This is a genomic window from Enterobacter sp. WI-ESBL-E8 (assembly GCF_053364895.1).
Window position 1 is genome coordinate 3,980,947 of record NZ_JBRWXJ010000001.1, and the last position, 25,188, is coordinate 4,006,134.

Annotated in this window: 17 protein-coding genes and 1 pseudogene; 4 read left to right on the forward strand and 14 right to left on the reverse strand. The window is 56.2% G+C overall.

Going from position 1 to position 25,188, the window contains the following annotated elements; genetic code table 11:
• Nucleotide 1: 1 nt before the first annotated feature.
• The 12 genes from recD to rppH all read right to left on the reverse strand — a co-directional run bounded on the left by recD (nucleotide 2) and on the right by rppH (nucleotide 18,333).
• Nucleotides 2–1,822, reverse strand: a complete 1,821-nt coding sequence (gene recD, locus ACWHWP_RS18860) for an exodeoxyribonuclease V subunit alpha (RefSeq protein WP_447856147.1) — start codon at nucleotides 1,820–1,822, stop codon at nucleotides 2–4.
• Nucleotides 1,819–5,361, reverse strand: a complete 3,543-nt coding sequence (recB, locus tag ACWHWP_RS18865) for an exodeoxyribonuclease V subunit beta (protein ID WP_447856148.1) — start codon at nucleotides 5,359–5,361, stop codon at nucleotides 1,819–1,821. Before recB ends, recD begins: the two co-directional genes overlap by 4 nt.
• Nucleotides 5,358–8,240, reverse strand: coding sequence for a pitrilysin (ptrA, locus tag ACWHWP_RS18870; RefSeq protein WP_447856149.1), 2,883 nt, complete (start codon nucleotides 8,238–8,240; stop codon nucleotides 5,358–5,360). The genes recB and ptrA overlap by 4 nt, the downstream gene beginning before the upstream one ends.
• Before the next feature lie 139 nt (nucleotides 8,241–8,379).
• On the reverse strand, nucleotides 8,380–11,754 hold the full coding sequence (gene recC, locus ACWHWP_RS18875; RefSeq protein ID WP_447856150.1) for an exodeoxyribonuclease V subunit gamma: 3,375 nt from the start codon (nucleotides 11,752–11,754) through the stop codon (nucleotides 8,380–8,382).
• A 12-nt stretch (nucleotides 11,755–11,766) separates the two neighbouring features.
• On the reverse strand, nucleotides 11,767–12,090 hold the full coding sequence (locus tag ACWHWP_RS18880; protein ID WP_059311715.1) for a prepilin-type N-terminal cleavage/methylation domain-containing protein: 324 nt from the start codon (nucleotides 12,088–12,090) through the stop codon (nucleotides 11,767–11,769).
• Nucleotides 12,075–12,476 (reverse strand): DUF2509 family protein, encoded by a 402-nt coding sequence (locus ACWHWP_RS18885; RefSeq protein ID WP_059311714.1) that lies wholly within the window; start codon nucleotides 12,474–12,476, stop codon nucleotides 12,075–12,077. Before ACWHWP_RS18885 ends, ACWHWP_RS18880 begins: the two co-directional genes overlap by 16 nt.
• A complete protein-coding gene (locus tag ACWHWP_RS18890) occupies nucleotides 12,473–13,033 on the reverse strand; it encodes a prepilin peptidase-dependent protein (RefSeq protein ID WP_059311713.1) in 561 nt (186 codons plus the stop codon). The genes ACWHWP_RS18885 and ACWHWP_RS18890 overlap by 4 nt, the downstream gene beginning before the upstream one ends.
• Nucleotides 13,027–13,488 carry a prepilin peptidase-dependent protein gene (locus ACWHWP_RS18895; RefSeq protein WP_063429853.1) on the reverse strand — a complete coding sequence of 154 codons (462 nt, stop codon included), beginning with the start codon at nucleotides 13,486–13,488 and terminating at the stop codon, nucleotides 13,027–13,029. The genes ACWHWP_RS18890 and ACWHWP_RS18895 overlap by 7 nt, the downstream gene beginning before the upstream one ends.
• Nucleotides 13,489–13,672: 184 nt before the next feature.
• On the reverse strand, nucleotides 13,673–14,467 hold the full coding sequence (gene thyA, locus ACWHWP_RS18900) for a thymidylate synthase (protein ID WP_014885081.1): 795 nt from the start codon (nucleotides 14,465–14,467) through the stop codon (nucleotides 13,673–13,675).
• Nucleotides 14,468–14,473: 6 nt separating this feature from the next.
• Nucleotides 14,474–15,349: a prolipoprotein diacylglyceryl transferase gene (lgt, locus tag ACWHWP_RS18905; protein WP_047347987.1), complete on the reverse strand. Its 876-nt coding sequence runs from the start codon at nucleotides 15,347–15,349 to the stop codon at nucleotides 14,474–14,476.
• Between the two features lie 194 nt (nucleotides 15,350–15,543).
• Entirely contained in the window at nucleotides 15,544–17,790 is a 2,247-nt protein-coding gene (gene ptsP, locus ACWHWP_RS18910; protein WP_447856151.1) for a phosphoenolpyruvate--protein phosphotransferase, read from the reverse strand.
• Nucleotides 17,791–17,802: 12 nt separating this feature from the next.
• A complete protein-coding gene (gene rppH / locus ACWHWP_RS18915; protein ID WP_013098553.1) occupies nucleotides 17,803–18,333 on the reverse strand; it encodes an RNA pyrophosphohydrolase in 531 nt (176 codons plus the stop codon).
• 463 nt (nucleotides 18,334–18,796) lie between these two features.
• Between rppH and ACWHWP_RS18920 the strand changes: the two are divergent.
• The 4 genes and pseudogenes from ACWHWP_RS18920 to ACWHWP_RS18935 all read left to right on the forward strand — a co-directional run.
• Nucleotides 18,797–18,862, forward strand: a pseudogene (locus tag ACWHWP_RS18920) (hypothetical protein); the annotation flags it as partial.
• A 154-nt stretch (nucleotides 18,863–19,016) separates the two neighbouring features.
• Nucleotides 19,017–19,709: a DNA mismatch repair endonuclease MutH gene (gene mutH, locus ACWHWP_RS18925; protein WP_447856152.1), complete on the forward strand. Its 693-nt coding sequence runs from the start codon at nucleotides 19,017–19,019 to the stop codon at nucleotides 19,707–19,709.
• A 128-nt stretch (nucleotides 19,710–19,837) separates the two neighbouring features.
• Nucleotides 19,838–20,056, forward strand: a complete 219-nt coding sequence (locus ACWHWP_RS18930; RefSeq protein WP_032643191.1) for a YgdI/YgdR family lipoprotein — start codon at nucleotides 19,838–19,840, stop codon at nucleotides 20,054–20,056.
• Nucleotides 20,057–20,187: 131 nt separating this feature from the next.
• Nucleotides 20,188–21,228, forward strand: coding sequence for an NADP(H)-dependent aldo-keto reductase (locus ACWHWP_RS18935; RefSeq protein WP_447856153.1), 1,041 nt, complete (start codon nucleotides 20,188–20,190; stop codon nucleotides 21,226–21,228).
• A 94-nt stretch (nucleotides 21,229–21,322) separates the two neighbouring features.
• Here ACWHWP_RS18935 and lplT read toward each other — a convergent pair whose 3' ends face one another.
• Both lplT and aas read right to left on the reverse strand, forming a co-directional pair.
• Nucleotides 21,323–22,516: a lysophospholipid transporter LplT gene (gene lplT, locus ACWHWP_RS18940; RefSeq protein ID WP_063429812.1), complete on the reverse strand. Its 1,194-nt coding sequence runs from the start codon at nucleotides 22,514–22,516 to the stop codon at nucleotides 21,323–21,325.
• Complete coding sequence (gene aas, locus ACWHWP_RS18945) at nucleotides 22,509–24,668, reverse strand: bifunctional acyl-ACP--phospholipid O-acyltransferase/long-chain-fatty-acid--ACP ligase (protein WP_447856154.1); 2,160 nt, start codon at nucleotides 24,666–24,668, stop codon at nucleotides 22,509–22,511. The genes lplT and aas overlap by 8 nt, the downstream gene beginning before the upstream one ends.
• Nucleotides 24,669–25,188: the final 520 nt, after the last annotated feature.

Below are 25,188 nucleotides of genomic sequence, written 5' to 3' on the forward strand. Positions count from 1 at the left end.
TTCAGAGGGACTCAAATATCGCGCTCAGCCCGCTTCGGCGTTCCGTGCGGGTGGCAATCGCCTGCACCAGCACGCGCTCGTCGGTATACAGCGACAGGCGCTGACGCGCGCGCGTGATGGCGGTATAAATCAGCTCGCGGGTAATGACGGGTGAAAGCTGCGTGGGCAGGATCAGCGCCGCATGGTTAAACTCGGAGCCCTGGGATTTATGCACCGTCATCGCCCACGCGGTTTCATGCTCGGGCAAACGGCTGGGCTGGAAAGACTTCACGCTGCCGTCCGGCATCTGGAACCAGACGCGCAGGCCCTGACCGCGATCGAGCGCAATCCCGATATCCCCGTTAAATAACCCCAGCGTGCTGTCGTTGCGGGAGATCATCACCGGACGCCCTTCATACCAGCGCGAATGCGGGGTACGGTATATTTTACGCTTTTGCGCCAGCAGCTGTTCCAGTCTGTCGTTCAGGCCGCTGACGCCAAATGGCCCTTCCCTCAGCGCACAGAGCAGCTGGTATTCGCCAAACGCGGCAATCACCCGCTCCGGCGTGCTTTGCTGCTGTACGCCCGTCAGGAAGTGCTGATACCCCAGCAGGGCATCATCAAGCATCGCCTGATACTCTTCTCCGCTTTGCAGCGATTTCTTCTCAATGTCCGTAAAGGTACCGTCAAATACCGCACAGGTTGTGTGCCGGTCACCGCGGTTCACCGCTGCCGCAAGCTGGCCGATGCCGGAGCTGCTGCCGAAACGGTAGCTTTTTTGCAGCAGACACAAGCTGTCGCGCAGCGCACCCGCAAGGGAATGGTTTTCTGAGACGAGCGAACATCCGGTCAGACGGGCCAGCTCCTGCGCGCGTTCAGCGGTGTACCCCAGGCTGGCATACGTGCAGATATCGCCGAGTACGGCGCCCGCTTCCACGGAGGCAAGCTGGTCGCGATCGCCGAGAAAAATGACGCGCGCGTGAGGCGGAAGCGCATCGATCAAACGCGACATCATCGTCAGGTCAATCATCGACGCTTCATCCACCACCAGCACATCAAGGTGCAAGGGGTTACCGGCATGATAACGCAGACGCTGGCTGCCCGGCTGCGCGCCAAGCAACCGGTGCAGCGTGCTGGCTTCGTTGGGGAAAAGCGCAAGGTGCTCCCCGGTAAGCGGCAGTTTTTGCAGCGCCCCGCCTAACGACTCCGTCAGACGAGCCGCCGCTTTACCGGTAGGGGCCGCCAGGCGAATACGACACTTTTGTTCGCCCGAAAGCTGAATCAGGGCCGCAAGCAGCTTTGCCACGGTGGTCGTTTTCCCGGTGCCAGGGCCGCCAGAAATGACCGAGATCCGTCGCGTTAACGCCACGGCTGCCGCCACTTTCTGCCAGTCTGTTTCATCGTCAGAGGTAAACAGCGTGTCCAGCACGTGCCGAAGCTGCGCTTCATCGCAGGGAAGCGGGGCATTCGTCTCGCTGAAGAAGCGCGCCACCGTCAGTTCGTTACGCCACAGCCGGTTAAGATACAAACGCTCGCCGATAAGGATCATTGGCGTCCCGGTATCGGTTCCGCTAACAGCAGGCGAACTTAGCAATATCGCTTCCCAGTCCACGTTTTCACCCAGCAAAGCGAAACACGCCTGTAAAGCCGGAGCCATTTTCTCGTCCACCGCCAGACGCGACAGCGGCAGACACACGTGACCTTCCCCCGCGTCTTTACTCAGAATGGCGGCGGCGAGCATCACGGCAGGCTCTTCGCCCGCCACCATCATGGCGAACTGCACGTCAAGGTGGCGCAGTAATCGTTGTTCAACCGCTTCCAGCAGTAGCGCCTGCATCGTCATGCCACCTCCTCCGTGCTTGCAGCAAACAGGTTATCCATTTTTTCAATCAGTTCCGCAGCAGGCCGCGTACTAAACACGCCGGATCGCGGGTCGCTCGCATCCACGCCGCGCAGGAACAGGTAAATTACGCCGCCAAAATGGTCTTCGTAACGGTAATCGGCAATGCGATGGCGCAGGTAACGGTGCAGCGCCAGGGTATAAAGCTGGTACTGCAGATCGTAACGATGCATTTGCATGGCCGACGCCATCGCCTGTTGGGTATAGGCTTCGCTGTTTTCGCCCAGCCAGTTCGATTTGTAATCCAGCAGGTAATAGCGCCCCTGATGGCGGAAAACGAGGTCAATAAAGCCTTTTAACATCCCCTGCACCTGACGAAAGTTCAGCGGCGGGCAGCCCGCGGATAGCGGATCGTACTCGCGGATCAGCGCATCAAGCGCCTCGGCCCTGAGCGGGCTGGCGATGGGGAGGTAAAACTCCATCTCCACCTGTTTATCTTTGGCGGTCAACTGGCTGAGGGCGATCCCCTGCTCCGTGAGCGGAGCGTGCAGAACCGCGTGGATCCAGTCACGCAGAACCGGCACCCATAGAGGGTCATAGCCCCCACTCTGCAACATCTTCAGCACCCACTCTTCAGAGACAGGCTGGGTAAAATCCAGCTCTTCAAACAGGCTGTGCAAAAACGTGCCCGGAGAAGCACCGCGCGGGAACTGGTGCGGCGTTAGCACCGGCTCAACGGGAACGCTACCGGTCCCCGATGCATCCACGTCCAGTTTTGGCATCAGATCCAGCGCAATACTCTGTCCGTGCTGCTGTAAACCGGAGTAGCTGGTGACGCGCCAGTCATCGGCAATCGTGCGGACAACCTGGCGGGCATGCAGCTCTGCCTCACGCGGGTCCGGCATTAGCCAGCGGCTATTATCAGGCTGTGCCGGAATATGCAGGGCAACATGCTCTGTACAAAGGGATTCGATACACTGGCGCAGACCCGCTGCGTCTTTGGGTTCGCCGTGCTGAATTAACCGCCCCAGCGCGCTCAGGTGAAAATCGCTCTCCCCGGTTTTTTCGCCACGACGTCGGAACAAAGGGGCAACGCCCAGGCTGCAGTGCCAGACAGAACGGGTCAGCGCCACGTAGAGCAGGCGTAAATCTTCCGCCAGACGCTCGGCCTCTGCCAGCTCAACGCTGGATTCCGCGTTGCTGAGATCGAGCACCGCCTCGAACGACTCGCGATCGTGGTAAAAAGCCTGATCCTGCACGCGGTAATTAGCGATAAACGGCAGCCAGACCAGCGGATACTCCAGCCCTTTTGACTTGTGAATGGTGACGATCTGCACCAGATGCTTATCGCTCTCAAGCCGCATCTGCTGGCTGGACGAATTGCTGTTCGGGTCGGCAATCTGCTGCGCCAGCCAGCGCACCAGCGCGTGCTCGCTTTCCAGCTGCGTGCCCGCTTCCTGCAAGAGTTCGCTGATATGTAAGATATCGGTCAGCCGGCGCTCACCGCCCGCTGTAGCCAGCATATTCTCCGCAATGTGGCGCTGTGCCATGAGCTCGCGCACCATTGCCATCACGCCGCGCTTCTGCCATTTATCCCGGTAGCGAACAAACTCTTCCACCACGGCATCCCACGCGGCCTCGTCATTGTTGAGCGCATCGATATCACGCGCGTTCAGCCCGAGCATCGCGCTGGCTAATGCGCTGCGCAGCGTGCTTTCCCGCTCCGGGGCAAGTACGGCCTGCAGCAGCCATAGCATCTCCTGCGCTTCCAGCGTTTCGAAGACGCTGTCGCGGTTTGAAAGGTATACGGAGGGAATATTCAGTAAGGTCAGGGCATCACGGATAAGCGAGGCCTCCTGACGGCTACGCACCAGCACCGTGATATCCGATGCCTTTACGGGGTTGGCATTCTGGCCTTTCCAGAGTACCGCCTCGCCGCGTGCGCCCGCGCTGAGCCAGTCACGGATTTGCGCGGCACAGTGCTGGGCCATGGCATTTTGATAGTCGGCGACGCCGCAGCCATCCCCATCCAGCAGCCAGAAGCGCATGGCAGGCTGCGTCTCGCCGTTCAGTTCGAAGCGCAACGAGGCATTTTTCTCAGCAAACTTTACCGGCTGGAACGGGATCTCCCGGAACATAAACGCCGTATCCATGCGGCTGAACAGCGCGTTGACGCTTTCCACCATGCCGGGAGATGAACGCCAGTTGGTATCCAGCGTGTAGTGCGCCTCAACTTCGCTGCGGGCCTTCATGTAGGTGAAAATATCCGCACCGCGGAAGGCGTAGATGGCCTGTTTAGGATCGCCGATTAACAACAGCGCGGTGCCGGGCTGCTGGCGCCAGATACGGCGAAAAATACGGTACTGTTGAGGGTCGGTATCCTGAAATTCATCAATCATCGCCACCGGGAAGCGGGTGCGAATAGCGGCGGCAAGCGCCTCGCCATTTTCACTGCACAACGCTGCATCAAGGCGGCTTAGCATATCGTCGAACCCCAGTTCGCCCCGGCGGCGTTTCTCGCGGGCGACGGCTTCGCGGATCTCCGTCATGGCACGAGTGATCATCAGATCGTTGAGCGTTAAGGGCTCAGCCAGCAGGGTTTCAATCGCCACAAACAGGGGATGCTCGGGCACAATCCCGTCGGGTTTGGTTCGCTCAACGAGGAAACGCCGGGAGAATTTCTCCAGCGCGTCCGGGAGCTGGTAGCCCCGCGTCTCTTCCTGCGCCCAGGCGCTGATCTTGTCGATCCATTTCGCCTGATTGCCGCGGTTAAACTTGCGACGGTCAATCCCGGAATTTTCAATGATCGCGTCAATTTCGCCGACTGACTCAATCCATTTTTGCTTGATGTCGACAATTCGCGCGATGATTTTTTCATGGCGTGACGCCAGGGTTTCATCCGCCGGCGGCGGAGATTTGATTACCGGCGCTTCTCCCTGAAGATAGCGATCGATCGCGCGCAGCAGCGCCTCAGGGCCTTTCCACAGCGCGTGTACCGCTTCGGCGATATCGCGCTGTAACGGGTAGCAGTGGCGACGCCAGAAGTCCGCACAGGCCTGATAGCGAAGCACGGTTTCATCTTCAATGAGCTGCTGTTCAAACAGCATGCCGGACTCAAACGCATTCAGGCTCAGCATGCGCTGGCAAAAACCGTGAATGGTGAAGACGGACGCTTCGTCCATCTGCCGCTCGGCCAGAAGCAGCCACTGTGCGGCCTGCTGCTTGTCGGCAATCTCTTCCAGAAGACTGGCATAAAGGGGGTTATCTGAACTCTGACGCAGACAGGCGATGCGCAGCTCGTGGATGTTGGCGCGAATACGGCCGCGCAGCTCTGCGGTGGCGGCCTCGGTGAAGGTCACCACAAGCAGTTCCTCCACGCTCAATGGACGAGGAAAAGCGGCGTTGCCACCGAGCCCTAACAGCAGGCGCAGATAGAGCGCGGCGATGGTGAAGGTTTTTCCCGTTCCCGCTGAGGCTTCAATCAATCGTTCACCCTGCAGAGGTAAACGTAAGGGATCAAGGGACTCAGCGGTATCGGTCATTCTTTCTTACTCCAGGGCATAGATTGCTGCAGCGCGCTGACGCTCTTCCAGACTTTCCAGCCATGCGGGTTAACGTACTCCATTTTCCCGTTCTGGCTACCGGAAACCTGAGAAAGGATGGTCATTCCCTGCGGCTTAATCACCGCCTGATGGAAGAAGTCGGCAACCTTCTGCGGCGTCAGCTGTTTTATCTCGGCCACTACTTTATCACGCGAATCAAATTTCAGATTACCGCGATCGAAATCTTTGCTCAGCTGTGAGGCTTCTTCACCCAGCGTCTGCGGCGGCTGCATCACCTGCGCGATAACGGCCTGCTGGATCTGGGCGAACTCTTCCGGCTTCATCGCGCGCAGTTTTGCTTCCACCTGCGGGAAGAAGGCCTGATAACGCTGCCAGAGATACGCCGGCTGCTTATCGCTGCTTTGCAGCAGGAAACCCAGCCCCCACTGACGACCGACATTCATGGAGAAAGCGAACACCGCGTAGCCAAGCTGCTCTTCCGTGCGTAACTGGTTATAGAACCACGGCTGAATAATTTGGCCCAGCACGGCACTCTGCGCTGAACTGGAGAATTCATCATACCCCGTTGGCACAAATACCGCAGCCAGGGCGGAATCCGTGCTGTTTCCCGCCTTTTCAAAAATCACATTCTGTTTTTTCTCAACCAGTACGTCCTGGTTGCGGCACCACTCGTCGCCTTTCGAGCCGAGCTGAGTGCGCACGTTCTCCGCCAGCGTTTTGGCCTGTTCCTCGCTCATGTTACCGACAATCAGGAACTCCGGGCGCGTATTGGTTTTCAGCGCGTCACGGTAAGCGAGCACGTCTTTTAACGTGATAGAGGGCAGTAAGGCGCGGCGATCTTCACGCTGAAAATAGGGAATTTGCGACAGCATCTGCGCCGGCATGAGTGCCAGGTCGTAAGCTTTGCCCTTCTCCGCAGAGTCCATCATTTGCGCATACCACGATTTGGCCTGCTCAAACTGTTCTTCCGTAGGCGTATAGCTGAAATAGCCCTCCAGCAGTGCCTGGAACAGCTGAGGCAGACGCTGGGTGTAGCCGTTTGCATTGAGCATCAACCCGTTATTGGCATTGGTCGAGAAGCTGATTCCCCCTACGGCCGCCTGGTTGCTAAGCTGGTCGAGCGCGATACCGGCGAGATAGTCGTTGAGCGCAAACATCACCTGGTTTTTAGCGCTATTCATTGCTTTCGGGTTACGCAGCACCACGCTGACATCGACTTTTGGCTCGCTGGCGAAATAGCGGCTTGGGGTATACACCACGCGCAGCGTCGGCTCATCAATGATAAGCGCCGGGTGCGGATAGTCCTTCGTGGTTTTGATCAGCGAGAAATCATCCGGGATATAGGGGTTCAGCTCAGGCAGCTGCAACGCTATCTCTCCGGCTTTCTTCTGCCAGTCGGTGAAGGTTTGAGCGCTGATTTTATCCACCTGATACGGGGCATCGACAAAATAAGCCGTTTTGTTATGCGGTTCGTCCGGGCTGATGTACCAAATACGGGCATTCTCCGGCGTCATCATCGCCAGGCGCGCTTTTACCGCCTCGGCATCATACCGGTCAGCAATATTCACCGCGTCAAGGGTGTGCTCCACCGGCACGCGAATCATGGTGTCCGCCAGCCACTCCACGTAATCCATATCGCGGGTAATAGACGGATAACGGAAATCGAGATCCAGCACGTGCGCCAGCTCATCGAAGTAGCGCTTGTCGACGCCTTTATCACGCAGCAGGGTGAGATAGCTGAAGATAGCAGCCACCACCTCATCACGGTTTGCCAGCCCTTTATCGGTGAGGGTTGCGGATATCGCCAGCACGCCGCTATTGCCGTTAACAACCGGATCGGAGTCGGCGCGAATGCCTTCTACCAGCCCTTGTTTTTGCAGCCAGTCAGAAAGCGTACCCGGGCTACGGTTACCAATCAGATAGGTCACCAGCTCATCGGTTTTACTGCGAAACTGCGCCGTGTTGTTATCAATGCGGAATTCAACGCGCAGCACTTTGCGCGGCAGGGCGGGCACGTAGTGGATCACGATGCCTTTCTGCGCCTCCGTCACCACCGGAATATTTATTTGCGGCTGGTCGATATTTTTATTTGGCACCCGACCAAACGTTTTGGCCGCCATGCCGGCCAGCTCTGGCAGCGGTTTATTACTGTAGATAACCGCTTTCATCAGGTTGGCGGAGTAGTATTTATCGCGAAACGCGTGCAGCGCATCAAGTACCGGGCTGTTCGGTTTGTCGCTCAATGTCTCCAGGTTACCGCCGGAGAAACGAGAACCCGGGTGCGCAGGGTTGATGGTTTCGGCGCTCACCTGCGCCATGCGCATACCGTCCCGCGAGCGGGCCATGGTCAGCTCGGCATTCACCGCATTGCGCTCACGATCGGCGTATTTTTTATCCAGCAACGGGGCGGCGATGGAGTCAGCAAGACGATCGACCGCCCCTTCCAGCGCATCGTTCTCGACTTCGAGATAGAAGGCCGTGCGGTACGGTGCCGTACTGGCATTGTGGCTGCCGCCATGCATCTTGAGAAATTCGGACAGGCTATCTGGCTGCGGGTATTTTTTTGACCCCATCAGCGTCATATGTTCCAGATAGTGTGCAAGCCCAGGATGGGTTTCAGGATCTTCCAGCGACCCAACAGGCACCACCAGTGCCGAGAGGGACTTTACCGCCTGTGGGTCGGAAACCAGGAGCACGGTCATCCCATTATCAAGGCGAATAGCCTGATATTGACGGGTATCTTTTTCGCTCTTCCGGATAGTTTCCTTAACGGGTTGCCAACCGGAGTCTGCCTGAGTGACAGGTGCCCAAAGGGCGACAAACAAAACCAACGCTTTAAACAAGGTGCTGCCTGGCATTACGACCTCTTTATCACGGCTACATCATTAACAAACTGCGTGCTGGACACGCCAGCATCTCTTTCTTTGGGTACATCAGTCCGTGATAAGAAGTGCATCATAAATGAACCCCCTGTGCTGCGCAATTTTTATACAGCACTCAGGACTGATTAAATTTGAACAACGGTAACAGATAGCGTTGCGCCTCTTCCTTGATGGTCTCGAAGTACTCTGGCTCAAGCGTGCGCCATAAGCGCTGATACCAGACATCTTCACCTTCCCCCCGCACCATCATGTTTCCTTCGTAGGCCTGCATAAATTTACTGCGCGCTTTCTGCAGTGACGCCTCGTCCGTTAACATCGCATCATTCTGCGCGTCATAACAGGCTTTTATCCAGGCACCGCCGCTTTCCGGCAGCAGCAGGAGCGGTTTGTTCATTCCCTGACGGTAGCCCTCAATGTACAAAGACAGGTAACTTAACGCCTGCTCCGCCTCCATCGGCGGGAAGCGCCACTCGCCCTCTTTGCGCACGAAAATCCGGCTTTCGCCTTTATGACCACCCGCACTGTAGACAAGATGTTCCAGCCAGAGTTGCAGCCCCTGTGAAACGCTCAGCATAGAGGGCCGCCAGCGCAGCAGCCCGTCCGGCTGAACCTGGGTTAACCAGCCCGTGAGCTGTACACCGTTGCACATGAGATCGATTTCAAGACTTTTCCCGGGCTGACGGCACTCTCTCACGCGCTCGGCCAGAGCGGTCATCTCCAGGCACTGTGCCTCCCAGACGATCTCCCCGAACGCCCCATACGGCAGTTGCCCTGCCGCACGGTAGCGGCGGTAGAGTTTGTCAGCGTCTTCCTCTTCAACCAGCGCATTCAACAGCTGCAGATTTAACTGATAGCGCTCCAGCCCTTCCAGCGTAAAGGGTTCTGCCTCAGGAATTTCGCTTTCTTCAGAACGGAAGTTAACCTGCAATCGTTGCAGGAAGAAAGCGCGCACCGGATGCGCCCAAAACCGCTGAAGCTGTTCGAAGGTCAGGGTATCAATCGGCCGCGGGTCAAGTTCCTGAATGAAATCGGTATGCGCGCTCCCCTCTTTTTTCGCCGCCGGTAGCCACTCCTGCGCATAGCTCTGGCGCTCGCTGGCAACGTAGTTCACCGGGTCAAACGGCATGCGGCTGTGGAAACAGGTGATATGGGCTTTCACCCTCTGCTCGCTTTCATCACAGTTGCGCTCTTCATCGCCCGGCAGGTAGTGGCTCTGGCCGATATAATCCACCAGTTCCTGCACCAGAACGGAAGGGAAACGCTCGCTGTTGTCCTGAATGGAACGGCCGATGTAGCTGATATAAAGCGTGTTCTGTGCGGAAATGAGCGCTTCAAGGAAGAGGTAGCGGTCATCATCGCGGCGGCTACGGTCGCCCCGCTTTGGATCTGCGCTCATCAAATCAAAACCCAGCGGCGCCAGCGCGCGTGGATAAACGCCGTCATTCATGCCCAGCAGACAGACCACTTTAAACGGGATAGAACGCATTGGCATCAGGGTGCAGATATTGATGGGGCCGGCCAGGAAACGCTGGCTGATTCGCTCCTGGTCAAGCCGCTGCGTCAGCTCATCTCTCAGCAGCGACAGAGGAATCGCCTCGTGATAGTGGGAATTTACGCCCTCGTCGACGATAGCCTGCCACTGCGTTTCAATGAGCGCCATCGCCGCTTCGGTGTCGCTGTCCGGCAGGAAGAAATCAGTGAGTAATGCCCTGCAAATCGGGAGCCACTCTTCAAGCGGGCGCGGCTGCATCAGCTCGCGTCGCCAGCGGTTAAGCTGCATCAGTAGCGACGCTAAATGCCCAACCAGTTCAGCAATTAACCCGCTGGACTCATCGTAAGGCAGAACCTCGTTCCACTCGCCCTGGCTGCTTTCCATGGCGTAGCCCAACAGCATACGGGTCAGGCCAAATCGCCACGTGTGTTGCCCGGTTGGGGGAAGCTCGAACTCCTGGACGTTATCGTCGTCAATGCCCCAACGCACGCCGGACTCATTCACCCACTGGCGAAGGTAGCGCAACCCTTCTTCGTTGATGTTGAAGCGGGCGGCCAGCACGGGAACATCCAGTAACGCCAGGACATCCTCGGAGATAAACCGGCTATCCGGCAGGGACAGCAAGGTGATAAACGCCTGTAATACCGGATGAGATTGACGGGCGCGACGGTCCGAAATGGCGTAAGGCAGGTATCGCTCGCCCGTCGCACTGCCAAAGACGGCCTGAATGAAGGGGCTGTAGCTGTCGATATCCGACACCATCACCACGATATCGCGCGGAGTCAGCTCAGGATCATCCTGCAGCATCGCCAGCAGCTGGTCGTGAAGCACTTCAACCTCACGCTGCGGGCTATGGCAAACGTGGAGGCTGATACTGCGATCGTCAACCTCCAGCTTCCGTTTCCTGTCGCTGCGTTCAAACTCGTTCGCCGTCACGCCCATGACGGCACGGTTTTCCAGATCCAGAATATCTAACTGAATATTGTGCAGCAGGCTATCCGGGGCAATCTCGACAAAGGCATCCACGTCCCCTTCACCTGAGGACGTAATGTCTGAGAGCATGTGAATGTAATCACGCCCCAGTTTTCCCCATGAGGCAAGCAGTGGATTCGGCAGGTTCTGGATACCGTTTTCATCGAACAGCTGCGCGGCAGAGGCTCCGTCTTTAAACAGAGGCACGGTACGCTCTTCAAAAAGGCGTCGCCTCTGGCGGGTCACAAGCCGGGAAAGCCAGCGGCCATCCTGAATATCTCCCCAGTACTGGCGACATGGATTCGTAAATAAAATATGAATGTCGATATGCTTACCCAGCGCATTCAGCGCCTGCAGGTAAACCGGCGGCAACGCCGAAATACCGCAAATAAACACGCGAGAGGGCAGCCGCGCCGGCCGTTCATTGCAGTTTTGCAAAATGGAGATAAACCGTTGATAGAGGTTGGCACGGTGCCACTTAGGCTGACCAAGTTTCTCCGTATGTTCCACCAGCGCTTTCCACAGAGGGGCCTGCCAGATCTGCGCTTCCGGTAATCCTTCCACAAGCTCGCCGGCTTCCCAGCGGGTCAGCCATTCCGGGCGGTAAACCAGATACTGGTCATATAGATCGGCAGTGCGCGAGGCCAGCTGGAACAGCTTGCGTTTATCGGTATCGTCATTGAGGTAGTGGCGCAGCATGGCGAACTCATCATGCTGCAGCATTTCTGGCAGCAGCGCCATAAGCTTCCAGCTCATGCCTTGCTTGTTAAAGGCGCTTTGCTCCGGGATGTCCGGCAATACGCGGACAAACATCTCCCAGATAAAGCTCGCGGGCAGCGGGAAATCAATATTCGCGGCTATACTAAATTTACGGGAGAGCGACATTTGCAGCCACTGTGCCATACCGGTGCTCTGCACCAGCACCATCTCAGGCTCAAAAGGATCGTCAAGCCGCTCGCGCTCAACGATAAATTCCATCAGTGCTTCCAGCACATCCAGACGATTTGAGTGGTAAACCCTTAACATAGACGCTCCCGACTACTGGCTAACCGGGCAATGCAGACGCGTTAACTCACCGCGCCGCCCCAGAGGAGAAATAAGTGTAACCGTGATGCTGACACATCCGGCGTGCGTTGTCTGCCCCCGACTGGCCTGCCAGCCTGCGGGGAGAACATTTGTTGAGAGCTGTGACTGATTCCAGGCATGATGCCAGAGCTGGCGATACTGGTTAAACACGGTAAACCGCGCTGCCAGCGCCCGGTGATAACCCGAAAGCGCCGTCACGACCACCACCAGCAGCATCATCGCCAGCAGCACCTCTACCATGCTAAACCCCTTTTCTCGGCTTACGGCAACTGACATAACGCGCTCTCCTTCAGTGGACAAAAATCACTCCAGCCGTGAGGCGAAAAGCGAATTTCCCCGTTCACACTCTCTCCTGCGCGCCAGAGCTGCAGGTCGTTGTCTCCGGCAATCAGTAACACCTGTGCCTCGTTCAGTCGCCGCAAACAGACCCGCCCCGAAGATGCTTTTTTGCACTGAACCTGCGGCTCTGCTGACCAGCGCTGAACGCGTCCCCACTCAAGCACCGACTGCACAGACGCCTGTTGCTGAAGCGAGCGACTCTCACCGCCAACGAGCGCACTAAACGTTGTAAGCTGCTGGCTGAGTCCGGTGAGGATCAGGGTACCGAGCACCAGTAAAAGCAGAACCAGAGCCAGCGAGGACATCCCGCGCTGTCGGTTCACAGGTTGTACCCCGTAACCGTGTACCACGCCTGCCAGGGTTCCCCCTGTTCGCCTTTACGAATGGCAGCCAGGTCGATATTCAGCTCTGGCGCAAAACCGGCATGCTCAACTTTGCTCACCACAAAGCGCGTGATGGCAAGCCTGTCCGGATCAGTGAGCTTTTCCCATCCTTTTCCTTCACACGACGTTGCGCCACGCAGGGTTTCCAGCGCGCCTGATTCCAGACGAAAACCGGTGCTGTCATTTTCTGATGCTGTGCTATCCCATTTGCCGTTGCTGTTGGCGTCCCACCGCACAATGACGCAGCTGCCCTGCCTTGCCGTCACCAGCGCTTGTCCCTGACAGTTACCCGCGCAGTATCCCGCGCGCTGAAGCTGTTTTCCGAGGGCAAACAAGCGTTGCCAGACCTCTTCTTCCAGCTCTCGCTGGCCGGATTGCAGTAATACAGCCCGCTGGAGTCCGGGTAAAAATCGCGATGCGCTTATCAATAAAAGGCTGCTTATCGCCGTGGCAATCAGAACCTCAGTCAGTGAGAAACCGCGCTGTCTCCTCAACATAAACCTCCCTCTGAGACCTTACACATCCTGATGCGCCCTCCGTTTGAGACAATAACCAGCCATTCTCCTGCCCGGCTTTGAACGCGTATCCGCCCTGCCCACGCAGTATCCCTTAATCCATAGAACCCGAGAGACGGCGTTGACTCACTCACGTTGACGTCAGGCCAGAGCGGGATCAGTACAAAGGGGCTGCCTTTCTCACAGCCTTGCACAGCAGAACTCACCAGACAGTCTCTTCCCCCCTCCCGCAGAAGGGTAATTTGGTGGTCGCGGTTGTACCGGTTGGCATGGTTGCGCAGAAACAGCAGGTAATCTCGCACCTGACAGGCGGTTTGCCACAGCCGCTGCTGCCGTTGCCAGCTGTCCCAGCCGGACAGTCCTGAGGCGCTCAGGATAACGACAAGGGAAATGGCGACCAGCGTTTCGATAAGCGTAAAACCGTTCTCTTTTTTCATACCGGGAGTGTGGCGAAGCGCCGTGGACATGACGAGCAGCGAATTAACGTTTTACGAGGCGTTATCCGCAGAATTGGGAGAGTTGCAGCGCGTTGCACGCTTTCTGGATAGCGCTTCGGGAAACGGGATGAAGACGAAAAAAAACCGGCGCTAAAAAGCACCGGTTGTGTCACGCTTTATCGCATCAGATAGCAACAGGTGCTTTGATGCCAGGGTGCGGGTCGTAACCTTCAATCTCAAAATCATCAAAGCGGTAATCGAAGATTGACGCCGGTTTGCGTTTGATAATCAGTTTCGGCAGCGCACGCGGTTCGCGCGTCAGCTGGAGATGCGTCTGTTCCATATGGTTGCTGTAGAGATGGGTGTCCCCACCGGTCCAGACGAAATCGCCCACTTCCAGGTCACACTGCTGCGCCATCATGTGGACTAACAGCGCATAGCTGGCGATGTTAAACGGCAGACCGAGGAACACGTCGCAAGAACGCTGATAAAGCTGGCAGGAGAGCTTGCCATCCGCCACATAGAACTGGAAGAACGCGTGGCACGGTGCCAGCGCCATTTTATCCAGCTCGCCCACGTTCCAGGCGGAAACGATGATTCGGCGCGAGTCCGGATCGTTTTTCAGCTGGTTCATCACGGTGGTGATCTGGTCAATGTGGCGGCCGTCAGGCGTTGGCCACGCGCGCCACTGCTTGCCGTAAACCGGGCCCAGGTTGCCGTTTTCATCTGCCCATTCGTCCCAGATGGAGACGTTATTTTCGTGCAGATACGCAACGTTGGTATCGCCTTGCAGGAACCAGAGCAGTTCATGAATGATCGAGCGCAGGTGGCAGCGCTTTGTCGTCACCAGCGGGAAGCCTTCTTGCAGATTGAAGCGCATCTGGTGGCCAAAAATGGAGAGCGTACCGGTACCGGTGCGGTCATTTTTCGGCGTGCCCTCATCAAGCACTTTTTTCATCAATTCAAGATACTGTTTCATGGTTCCTCAGGAAAGTTGTTGCTGTGGACGACGACGATACGCCCAAATCATCATAATGGCACCCGCGACAATCATCGGAATGGAGAGGATCTGCCCCATGCTGATGTACTGTACCCACTCGCCGGTAAACTGCGCATCCGGCTGACGGAAGAACTCGACGATAATACGGAATGCGCCATAGCCAATCAGGAACAGACCGGATACAGCCCCCATTGGACGCGGTTTGCGGATAAACAGGTTGAGAATGATAAACAGCACCACACCTTCCAGCGCCAGCTCGTACAGCTGAGACATATGGCGCGGCAGAACGCCGTAGGTATCGAAAAGGGATTGCCACTCCGGGTGTGATGGCAGCAGCGCGATATCTTCTGCGCGAGAGCCCGGGAAGAGCATCGTGTACGGCACGCTCGGGTCGACGCGGCCCCACAGCTCACCGTTGATGAAGTTGCCCAGACGACCAGCCCCCAGCCCAAACGGGATCAGCGGTGCAATAAAATCTGAAACCTGGAAGAAATTGCGTTTGGTGCGTTTGGCAAAAATCACCATCACCAGGATCACACCGATCAGGCCGCCATGGAAGGACATGCCGCCGTCCCACACGCGGAACAGATAGAGCGGATCGTTCAGGAATACCGGGAAGTTATAGAACAGTACGTACCCAATACGGCCACCGAGGAACACGCCGAGGAAGCCAGCATACAGCAGGTTTTCAACTTCGTTTTTAGTCCAGCCGCTGCCAGGACGACTGGCGCGACGGCCAGCGAGCCACATGGCAAAAATGAAGCCCACCAGGTACATCAGACCGTACCAGTGAAGCGAAACAGGTCCTACTGAGAAAATGACCGGATCAAATTCCGGAAAATGCAGATAACCACTGTTCATCTGTCACCACAAGATGTTGTTATTCCGCTGAAAGTGGACAGCGGTAGAAATGCGATTCTGCCGTAAGCAGAGGCTCCAAAGTTGCGAATCATAGCATAAGGCGGGCGCGGAGGATGCGCCAGAGATGTAAAAGATGTGTATAGGGTTTTATGCGCGCTGGTGCCCTCTCCCACGGGGAGAGGGCGAAATGCAAATTAGCGGCCGCCGCGGATCAGGCCGCCCATGCCGCGTCGTTCCATAAACGCAGCGACCTGGTGGCGAACCTCAGCGGCCAGCTGCGCCTCAAGGCTGCGTTCAGCCAGCTCGCGGGCATCATCGATATCGATATGCCGCAACAGGTACTTCACGCGTGCGACGGCGCGGCCGTTCATCGACAGGTGGCGATATCCCAGACCAATCAGGATCGCAACGCACATTGAATCCCCCGCCATTTCACCGCACAGGCGTAAATCAATGCCGTACTGCTCCGCTTCACGAGCAATCATCGCCAGCGCGCGAATGATCGCCGGATGCAGGCTATCGTAGATACTGGCGACGCGGGTGTTGTTACGGTCGACGGCCAGAATATACTGCGTCAGGTCGTTCGTGCCGACGGAGATAAAATCAACGCGGCTTGCCAGCTGCGGCAGCATAAAGACCATGGAAGGCACTTCGAGCATCACGCCAATCCGCGGTTTCGGGATAGCATAGCCAATCATCTCTTCCACTTCACGGCCAGCGCGTTCGATCAGTCGACGTGACTCGTCGATCTCATCAATGCTGGTGACCATCGGCAGTAAGATGCTGAGGTTACCCGTCGCCGCATTTGCGCGCAGCATGGCGCGCACCTGGATCAGGAAGATCTCAGGCTGATCGAGCGTAATGCGGATCCCACGCCAGCCCAGACACGGGTTTTCTTCGCTGATCGGCATATAGGGCAGCTGTTTATCCGCTCCGACGTCCAGGGTACGCAGGGTGACAGGTTTGTCGTTAAACATCTGCAGCATGCCCTGATACTGCGCCACCTGCTCCTCTTCGGAGGGAAAACCGCTCTGCAGCATGAACGGAATTTCAGTGCGGTACAGGCCAATACCGTCGATACGGCTGCCGAGCTTTTCTTCGTGCTCGGGGCTTAAACCCGCATTGAGCATCACTTTGATCCGCTCACCGCTTTTAAGCTGCGCGGGCAGGTTAACGTCATCTTCTGCCAGCTTGCTTAATTCATTCTCTTCGCTGATAAGACGCTGGTATTCCTGGAGCAGAACCGGCTCAGGATCGACCAGCAGCTCACCGCGGTAGCCGTCGACCACCAGCGTACGCCGGTGCAGTACCGACGGCTGGATATCCGCCCCCATAACGGTGGGAATACCCAGCGCGCGCACCATAATGGCCGCATGTGAGTTGGCTGCACCATCGCGCACCACGACACCGGCCAGCCTGTCCTGAGGCAGTTCGGCCAGCGTCGTTGCTGAGAGTTCGTCGGCAACTAGAACAAACCGTTTTGGCCAGGCATTTGCCCCCTGAATGGTGTCATCCAGGTGGAACAGCAGGCGTTGTCCGAGGGCCCGGAGATCCCCTGCCCGCTCTTTCAGGTAACCGTCGGTCAGTGCCGCAAATTGGTCGGCAAATTTTTCGATAACCTTCTTAACCGCCCACTCCGCGACAGAACCTTGATCCACTTCTGCAAAAAGCTCACGGCGCAGACGCGCATCGGAGAGCAGGTGCGAATAGAGGTCAAAAATGGCCGCCGTCTCTTTTTGCGCGCCTGCGGCAAAGCGCTTGCTGTAACGGCGAAATTCATTTGCCGCCTCTTCCAGCGCGGCGGTAAGGCGCTCGCGCTCAAGCGCTTCATCAAGCGTTGAGGCTTCGTAAACCTGCTCCATTAACGGCAGCGTGGCGTCCATCCAGCCTTCAGCAATCGCCACGCCTGGCGATGCCGGAAGAGCGCGAATGCGCGTATGGCGATACTGGCCAAAAAGCGCGGCAAGCTGAGACTGAGAGAGGATTGCCGCCATCTGCGTGGCCAGCGTCACGAGGAAAGACTCTTCGCTTTCATCGTACTGACGTAGCTCGCGCTGCTGAACAACCAGCACGCCGAGCAGCTGGCGACGCTGGATAATCGGCACGCCAAGGAAAGCGCGGAAGCGCTCTTCTTTTACAGAAGGGATGTATTTAAAGCTGGGGTGTTTTTGCGCGTCAGCAAGGTTGATAGGTTCAGCCAGCCGACCAACCAGGCCCACGATACCTTCATCAAATGCGAGCGTGACGGTGCGTCCACGTGGTTTTTTCAAACCACGGGTCGCCATCAGGTAATAGCAGCGCCGATCGTGGTCGGCCAGATACACCGAACAGACCTCGGTTTCCATCGCAAGGCAGATGTCAGTGACCAGAATATTCAGCGCCTCGTTCAGACGCGGCGCGCTGGCCACCTTCTCGACTATTTCTCGCAAGCGGGTGAGCATGATTTGCGTAGCTTAACCTCTTTTACGTCGCCAGGCAGGTGCGCTCTGCGGCTTAGGCGGGATCTCCTGAAGCTGCATCACCACACTTGCAAACTCTTTCATCACCCTACGGTAAACATCGCGTTTAAATGACACGACCTGACGAACAGGATACCAATAGCTCACCCAGCGCCAGCCATCGAACTCCGGCGTACTGCTGGTTTGCATATTGATGTCTGAATCGTTGCCCACCAACTGCAACAGAAACCACTTCTGTTTCTGGCCGATACAAACCGGCTTTGTGTCCCAACGCACCAAACGTTTCGGTAACTTGTAACGCAACCAGTTGCGGGTCGAAGCCAGGATGCGAACATCTTTACGGCTTAAACCGACCTCTTCAAAAAGCTCCCGGTACATCGCTTGTTCTGGGGACTCTCCCGGGTTGATCCCGCCTTGCGGGAACTGCCAGGAGTGCTGACCATATCGCCGGGCCCACATTACCTGGCCCTGACGATTACAAATTACTATTCCTACGTTCGGGCGGTAGCCATCGTCATCAATCACCGGACTACCCCAAACTAAACCTTATATATGAATGATTGTTTCACACTACAGTGAGGCGGTAAACCACTCTCTTACAGGGCTACAGCCTAATAACATTTGAATAACTCACAAATAAGTGCTGAGTTATAAACAGATGAGAGACAGCAAAGGGAATTTTATTCACCTTTTCTGTGGATATAGTTGTGAAGAAGTGTCTGATTACCGATGAACAACCTTCATCGCCGTCTAACATCATCTTTAAGCCATTTTATATAAAATTATAATTTTCATAGTGTTAAACATGTCCCCATCAACAAAAAGCAGAATAGCGTGACGATCGTCACATCAGGGATCGTCGTGCTGATGAAAGATCGAACAGCGTCGGTTTTATCCACAGATTGTGCCAATAAGTTAGTCACAATTTGTCTGAAAATTCGATTTTCATCGCACGTCAAGGCTGTAAATTGAAACAGTAGTCAGGGTTATGCCCAGTTATCCCACTTTTCTGTGGATAACATGGTGTAAGATCCTGTTCATTGTCAGTGACCAGATTTGAACAACCCGTTTTGTGACGAAAGTGAAACGATTTTAAACCTATAAAAAACCCTATAAATCATAGAGATGTCATATTGGTACAGAAAAAGTTAAACTCTATCCACAGGGGACAATTTCTTCGTTTATTTTTTAATCAAAAGGTTACCATCATGCATCCGCTTACACCCTTGCTCTTACCTCCCTCTAGCGAGAGCCACCTGCTCCAGCAGGCACAGCGCCTGGCAGGCTTTTCGCTTGGCGAGCTGGCGGCAATGGCAGGGCTTCAGATCCCGAAGGATCTGAAACGGGATAAAGGCTGGATCGGCATGCTGCTTGAGCTGTGGCTGGGTGCCAGCGCGGGGAGCAAACCAGAGCAGGATTTTGCCGCGCTTGGCGTAGAGTTAAAAACCATTCCCATCGACAGCCAGGGGAAGCCCCTTGAGACCACCTTCGTTTGTGTCGCGCCATTAACTGGCAATACCGGCGTGACGTGGGAAACCAGCCACGTCCGCCACAAGCTGAAGCGCGTCCTGTGGGTTCCGGTTGAAGGTGAGCGTCAGATCCCGCTGGCCGATCGTCGCGTTGGCGCACCGCTGCTCTGGAGCCCGAGCGACGATGAGGAGCGCCAGTTGCGTCTGGACTGGGAGGAACTGATGGACATGATTGTGCTTGGGCAGGTCGAGCGCATTACCGCCCGTCACGGTGAAGTGTTACAGCTTCGCCCGAAAGCGGCCAACAGTAAGGCGCTCACCGAGGCAATCGGCGCGCAGGGCGAGCCAATACTGACCCTGCCGCGCGGTTTTTATCTCAAAAAGAATTTCACCGGGGCGCTTCTTGCTCGCCATTTTCTTCTAAAAACATAGTTTTTTACTTATTTTGAGAGCTCCCAAACATAATCACCTGGTTTTTAAGATTTTACCGCTTCCTCCTGTTGCCATATCGGGTTAAAACTAAACTATGATTTGATACGAGCCAGATGAGGACGATAACGATGAAAAAATGGGCAGTGTTAGTTTCAGCAGTCGGTTTAGCATTTGCCGTATCGGGCTGTAGTAGCGATTACGTTATGGCGACAAAAGATGGGCGAATGATCCTGACTGACGGCAAACCCGAAGTCGACGATGATACCGGTTTGGTCAGCTATCGCGATCAGCAAGGCAACAAAATGCAGATCAATCGCGACGAAGTCTCGCAAATTATCGAGCGATAAACAGAGAGAGGTCAGTAGCTTGCTGGCCTTTTTGATTTTTTTCTTCCCCTTTTGCTTCCCCTCTGCCATGTTTATATTCCTTTGTCGGGTACACCCTGACGCGGTCTATATGTCTAATGAGGAAGCCGGCTATGCATTATCACCGTATCCCCCACAGCGCTCTGGAAATAAGCCAACTGGGGTTGGGCACGATGACATTTGGTGAACAAAACAGCGAAGCCGATGCCCATGCACAACTCGATTATGCCGTCAGCCAGGGCATTAACCTGATTGATGTCGCAGAGATGTACCCTGTTCCGCCACGTCCGGAAACGCAGGGACTCACCGAAACCTACGTCGGTAACTGGCTGGCAAAACACGGTAACCGTGAAAAGCTGGTGATTGCCTCAAAAGTCAGTGGCCCCGCGCGCAACAACGATGCCGGGATCCGCCCGAGTCAGGTTCTCGATCGCAAGAATATCCGCGCCGCGCTGGATGCCAGCCTGAAGCGTCTGCAAACCGACTATCTCGACCTCTACCAGGTGCACTGGCCGCAGCGTCCAACCAATTGCTTCGGCAAGCTCGGCTACAGCTGGAACGAGAGCGCCCCCGCCGTTACGCTGCTGGAAACCCTGGAAGCGCTGACCGAATGCCAGCGCGCGGGAAAAATTCGCTATATTGGCGTATCTAACGAAACGGCCTTTGGGGTAATGCGCTATCTGCACCTGGCGGATAAACACGATCTGCCGCGCATCGTCACCATCCAGAATCCGTACAGCCTGCTTAACCGCAGCTATGAGGTGGGCCTGGCCGAAGTGACGCAGTATGAAGAAGTGGAACTGCTCGCCTATTCCTGTCTCGGCTTTGGCACGCTGACGGGGAAATACCTGAACGGCGCGAAGCCGGCCGGAGCGCGTAACACCCTCTTTAGCCGCTTTACCCGCTACAGCGGCGAGCAGACCCAAAAAGCCGTTGCAGCCTATGTGGATATCGCAAAGCGTCACGGTCTTGACCCTGCGCAGATGGCGCTAGCCTTCGTGCGTCGTCAGCCGTTTGTTGCCAGCACCCTGCTGGGCGCGACCACCATGGAACAGCTGAAAACCAATATTGAGAGTTTCCATCTGAACCTGAGTGAAGAAGTGTTAGCGGAGATTGAAGCGGTGCATCAGGTTTATACGTATCCTGCGCCGTAATAAAAGCAAAACGGCAACGCACGTTGCCGTTTTTTAGGGTTTGCTCCCTCTCCCTGCGGGAGAGGGCCGGGGTGAGGGCATCAGGCCGCACATATCAACGCCGACGCTGCCAAATCCACAAGCCCGCAATCGCCAGAGCGAACAGCCCGCCAAATCCGACGCCAATCCCCACCACCGGCGCACCGACTTTTACCGCCAGCGAGTAAAGCCCCAGCATCAACAGCATTGCCAGGTTTTCACCCAGGTTTTGAACCGCGATGGCATTTCCCGCTCCGACGGTCTGCTTGCCACGCTCCTGCAGCAACGCGTTCAACGGCACCACGAAGAAGCCTCCCAGAATGCCAATCAGGACGAGGAGGACATAAGCGGGCAATAACGCATGCTGCAGAGAGAAAATAAGCACCACGACGCCAATCAGAATTCCAGCGGGCATGCAGCGAGCTACCGTCTCGAGCGTCACCAGCTTCGCCGCAGCGCCGGCCCCAACCACAATGCCGATGGCCACCATCGCATTAAGATAGGTCGGCGTCGCGTTGTCAGTAATCCCCAGCGCCACCGGTACCCACAGGACCAGCAGGAAGCGCAGCGTAACGCCCGCGCCCCAGAACATACTGGTCCCCATCAGGGAGAAACGCGTTTCTCCGTTACGCCACAGCACGCGGCAGGCATTAAAGAAACTGCCGGTCATTGGCTTAACGCGCCAGGATTGCCCCGGGCGAGCCACCGGGAGCTTTGGAATGAACAGGTTAGCGACGACCGCGCCGCCATACACCACCGCACATACGCCCAGCGCTGCCAGGACATGCCAGTCGGCCAGTACGCCGCCCGCAACGGAGCCAAGCAGGATAGCGGCAATGGTTGACGACTCCATCAGGCCATTGGCTTTCACCAGCTTATCGCCCGTGGTCAGTTCTCCGAGAATGCCATACTTCGCCGGGGAGTAGGCGGCAGCGCCAATGCCCACTAGCGTGTAGCCAATAAACGGATTGAAACCAAAGCAAATGCTGGCGGCCCCCAGCAGCTTGAGGCCGTTGGCAAACATCATCACCCGACCTTTCGGGAAGCTGTCCGCCACCTGCCCCACAAACGGGGCAAAGATAATGTAAGCGCCCACAAACACCATCTGCAGGATCGGTTGACTCCAGTCGGGGTAAAACTCGGCTTTCAGCAACGCCAGAGTGGCAAACAACAGCGCGTTATCGCCGAATGCAGAGAGAAACTGCGCGGCAATGACGGCCATCATGCCTTTCGACCTCAGTGAAGTGTTAGTGTGTACTGACTCACGCATTTTGCTGCTCCGCCTCTTCAACCATGACTTTCAGGGTCACGAAATCGGGCTTCCCGCTCCCCAGCACCGGGAGCTGCTTCAGGTAGCGAATATCGCGCGGGACGGCCAGTTCAGGGATACCATGTTCACGCGCATAGCTCAGCAGCCTGTCGCGCTTAAGCTCGCTGTCGGTCGTGAACAGCACCAGCGCCTCGCCTTTGCTGGCATCACTCTTCACCACGGTCGCATGCATTTTGTCGGCGGATACGGCCGTCGCCAGTTGCTCAACCATTTCCAGAGAGACCATTTCACCGGCAATTTTGGCGAAGCGTTTTGCACGCCCCTGAATCTGAACAAAGCCTTGTTCATCAAAACGGACAATATCACCGGTGTCGTACCAGCCGGTTTCAATCTCGCCGTTGACGTTTTCCGCCGTCGGGACCTCCAGCACGCCTGGGTTTTCCACGCGCAGATAACCGTTCATCACGTTTGGCCCCTTCAGCTGCAGACGGCCGCCGTCCTCAATGCCCGGCACGGCCAGCAAACGCGCGTCCATCCCCGGCAGAATTCGGCCAACCGTACCCGGTTTCGCCGCCATCGGCACGTTAATCGAGACCACGGGCGCGCACTCGGTAACGCCATAGCCTTCGAGGATGCGCAGGCCAAACTTGTCCTGCCAAATCTGACGCGTGCTCTCCTGCAGTTTTTCCGCGCCAGCCACCACATACCGCACGCGATAGAAATCATACGGATTGGCAAAACGCGCATAGTTACCCAGGAAGGTTGAGGTCCCGAACAGAACGGTGCAGTTACGGTCATACACCAGCTCAGGCACGATGCGGTAATGCAGCGGGCTTGGATAGAGGAACACTTCTGCGCCGGTCAGCAGCGGCGTAAACAGCCCCACCGTCAGGCCAAAGGAGTGGAACAGCGGCAGCGCCGACATAAAACGGTCATCCGCGGTAAAGTCAGCAATGCTTTTGATCTGCTCAACGTTCGCCAGAATGCTTTTGTGGCTGTGGACAACGCCTTTCGGGTTGCCCTCTGACCCCGACGTGAAGAGGATAATCGCGTCATCTTCCGGCTGCTGTTTGACCTGGGCCAGGTGCGGCATCAGCAGGTGAGCAAAAATCCACAGCTTGTCGCCGGTGGTAACGTCCGCTTTCAGATCTTCCAGGAAGACCCAGCGCACCTGGGTGAGCTGCTCGGGGAGATGCCAGAGCTTGCCCTTGTCCAGGAACTGACGGGAGGTAAAGACGGTGTTAATCTGGGCGGCGGTAATGGCGCTGGTCAGCCCTTTTACGCCCGCCGTGTAGTTCATCATTGCCGGAATACGGCCCCGGGAAACCGCACCAAAAATCACCGCCGCGCTGATACCCGCGTTAGGCAGCATCAGGCCAATCTTTTCGCCCTTCTTGCTGTACTTCTCAAGAATGCGGCCTACAAACAGGGTCTTGGTCAGCAGCTTGCGATAGGTATCCGGGGTAAAGTTGATGTCTTCGATACAGTTTTTCTTCGCGCCGTAGCGGTACTGCGCTGAAAGCAGAGATTCGTACAGCGTTTCGCGCGGACGAACGGCCATACGCGCTTCCATCATAATCTGATGCAGCATTTCCCCGGCGATTTTACGGCGATCGCGGGCGCGCGGCGCGTCGGGCATCGGTAGCGACGTTGGCGGCAGAAGATGCAGCGTGATTTTTGGGAACAGACGCTGTTTCACCCGCCCCTTCAGACGGCTGAAATGGGTCAGTTCTGCGCCTTCAATACGCAGCGGCACCACTGTCGCTTTTGACTTCGCCGCGACAAACCCCGCGCCGTCGTAGATCTTCATCAGTGAACCGGTCACTGAAATGCGTCCTTCCGGGAAAATAACCACCGGACGCCCCTGCTCTACCAGACGCACCAGATGCTTAATCATCATCGGCTTTGTCGGGTCGAGCGGCACAAAATCAATCAACGGCGTGAGCCAGCGCATGTACCACTGCTGGCTGATGGAGGTATACACCGCAAACACCGGACGCACGGGCAAAAACAGCGCCAGCAGGATGCCATCGATAAAGGAAACATGATTTGGAGTGATTAAAACGCGTTCACCGCGAAGCGCCTGGGCATCGCCAGTCACGCGGATGCGAAAGAGAATACGGAAAAGTGTACGGAAGAACCCAAATAGCATCTCAACTCCCTTTGCCAGCCAGTGTGAAGGGTTGATAGTAAATGGTGGCAGATTACACGAGAAGTGATACGGGAGCGACAAGCAAAAATAGAGGCGAAAAAAAACCTGCGCATCCGCGCAGGTTGGTGCAAGAGATGAGTACGAAACCGTACTAAGAATTCTCACCAATCAATACCTCTGGGATCTTGATTTTGGCTGTTGGCACTGCGCTTCGCCAGCAGGAAAACGCAAGGGAATGAGCCTAAGTGCAACCAGGTGTGAATATTCTCTGTTGCTGTTACAGGTTGAACTGTCAGGCAAAAAAAAACCTGCGTAAAAACGCAGGCTGGTGTAAATCGTGTTAATCAACCGGAGCTGATTCCACCTATCAATACCTCTGGGATCTCGACTGTATCAACCTCATTAACGCCCTCGCTATCAGACAATCGCAACAGCCTGAGGCAAAGTGTAACTAAAGGTTCAGATTGACATTCTTCAGACATGACTACGCGTGTAACGATTACACCATCAGGGTTGTCCT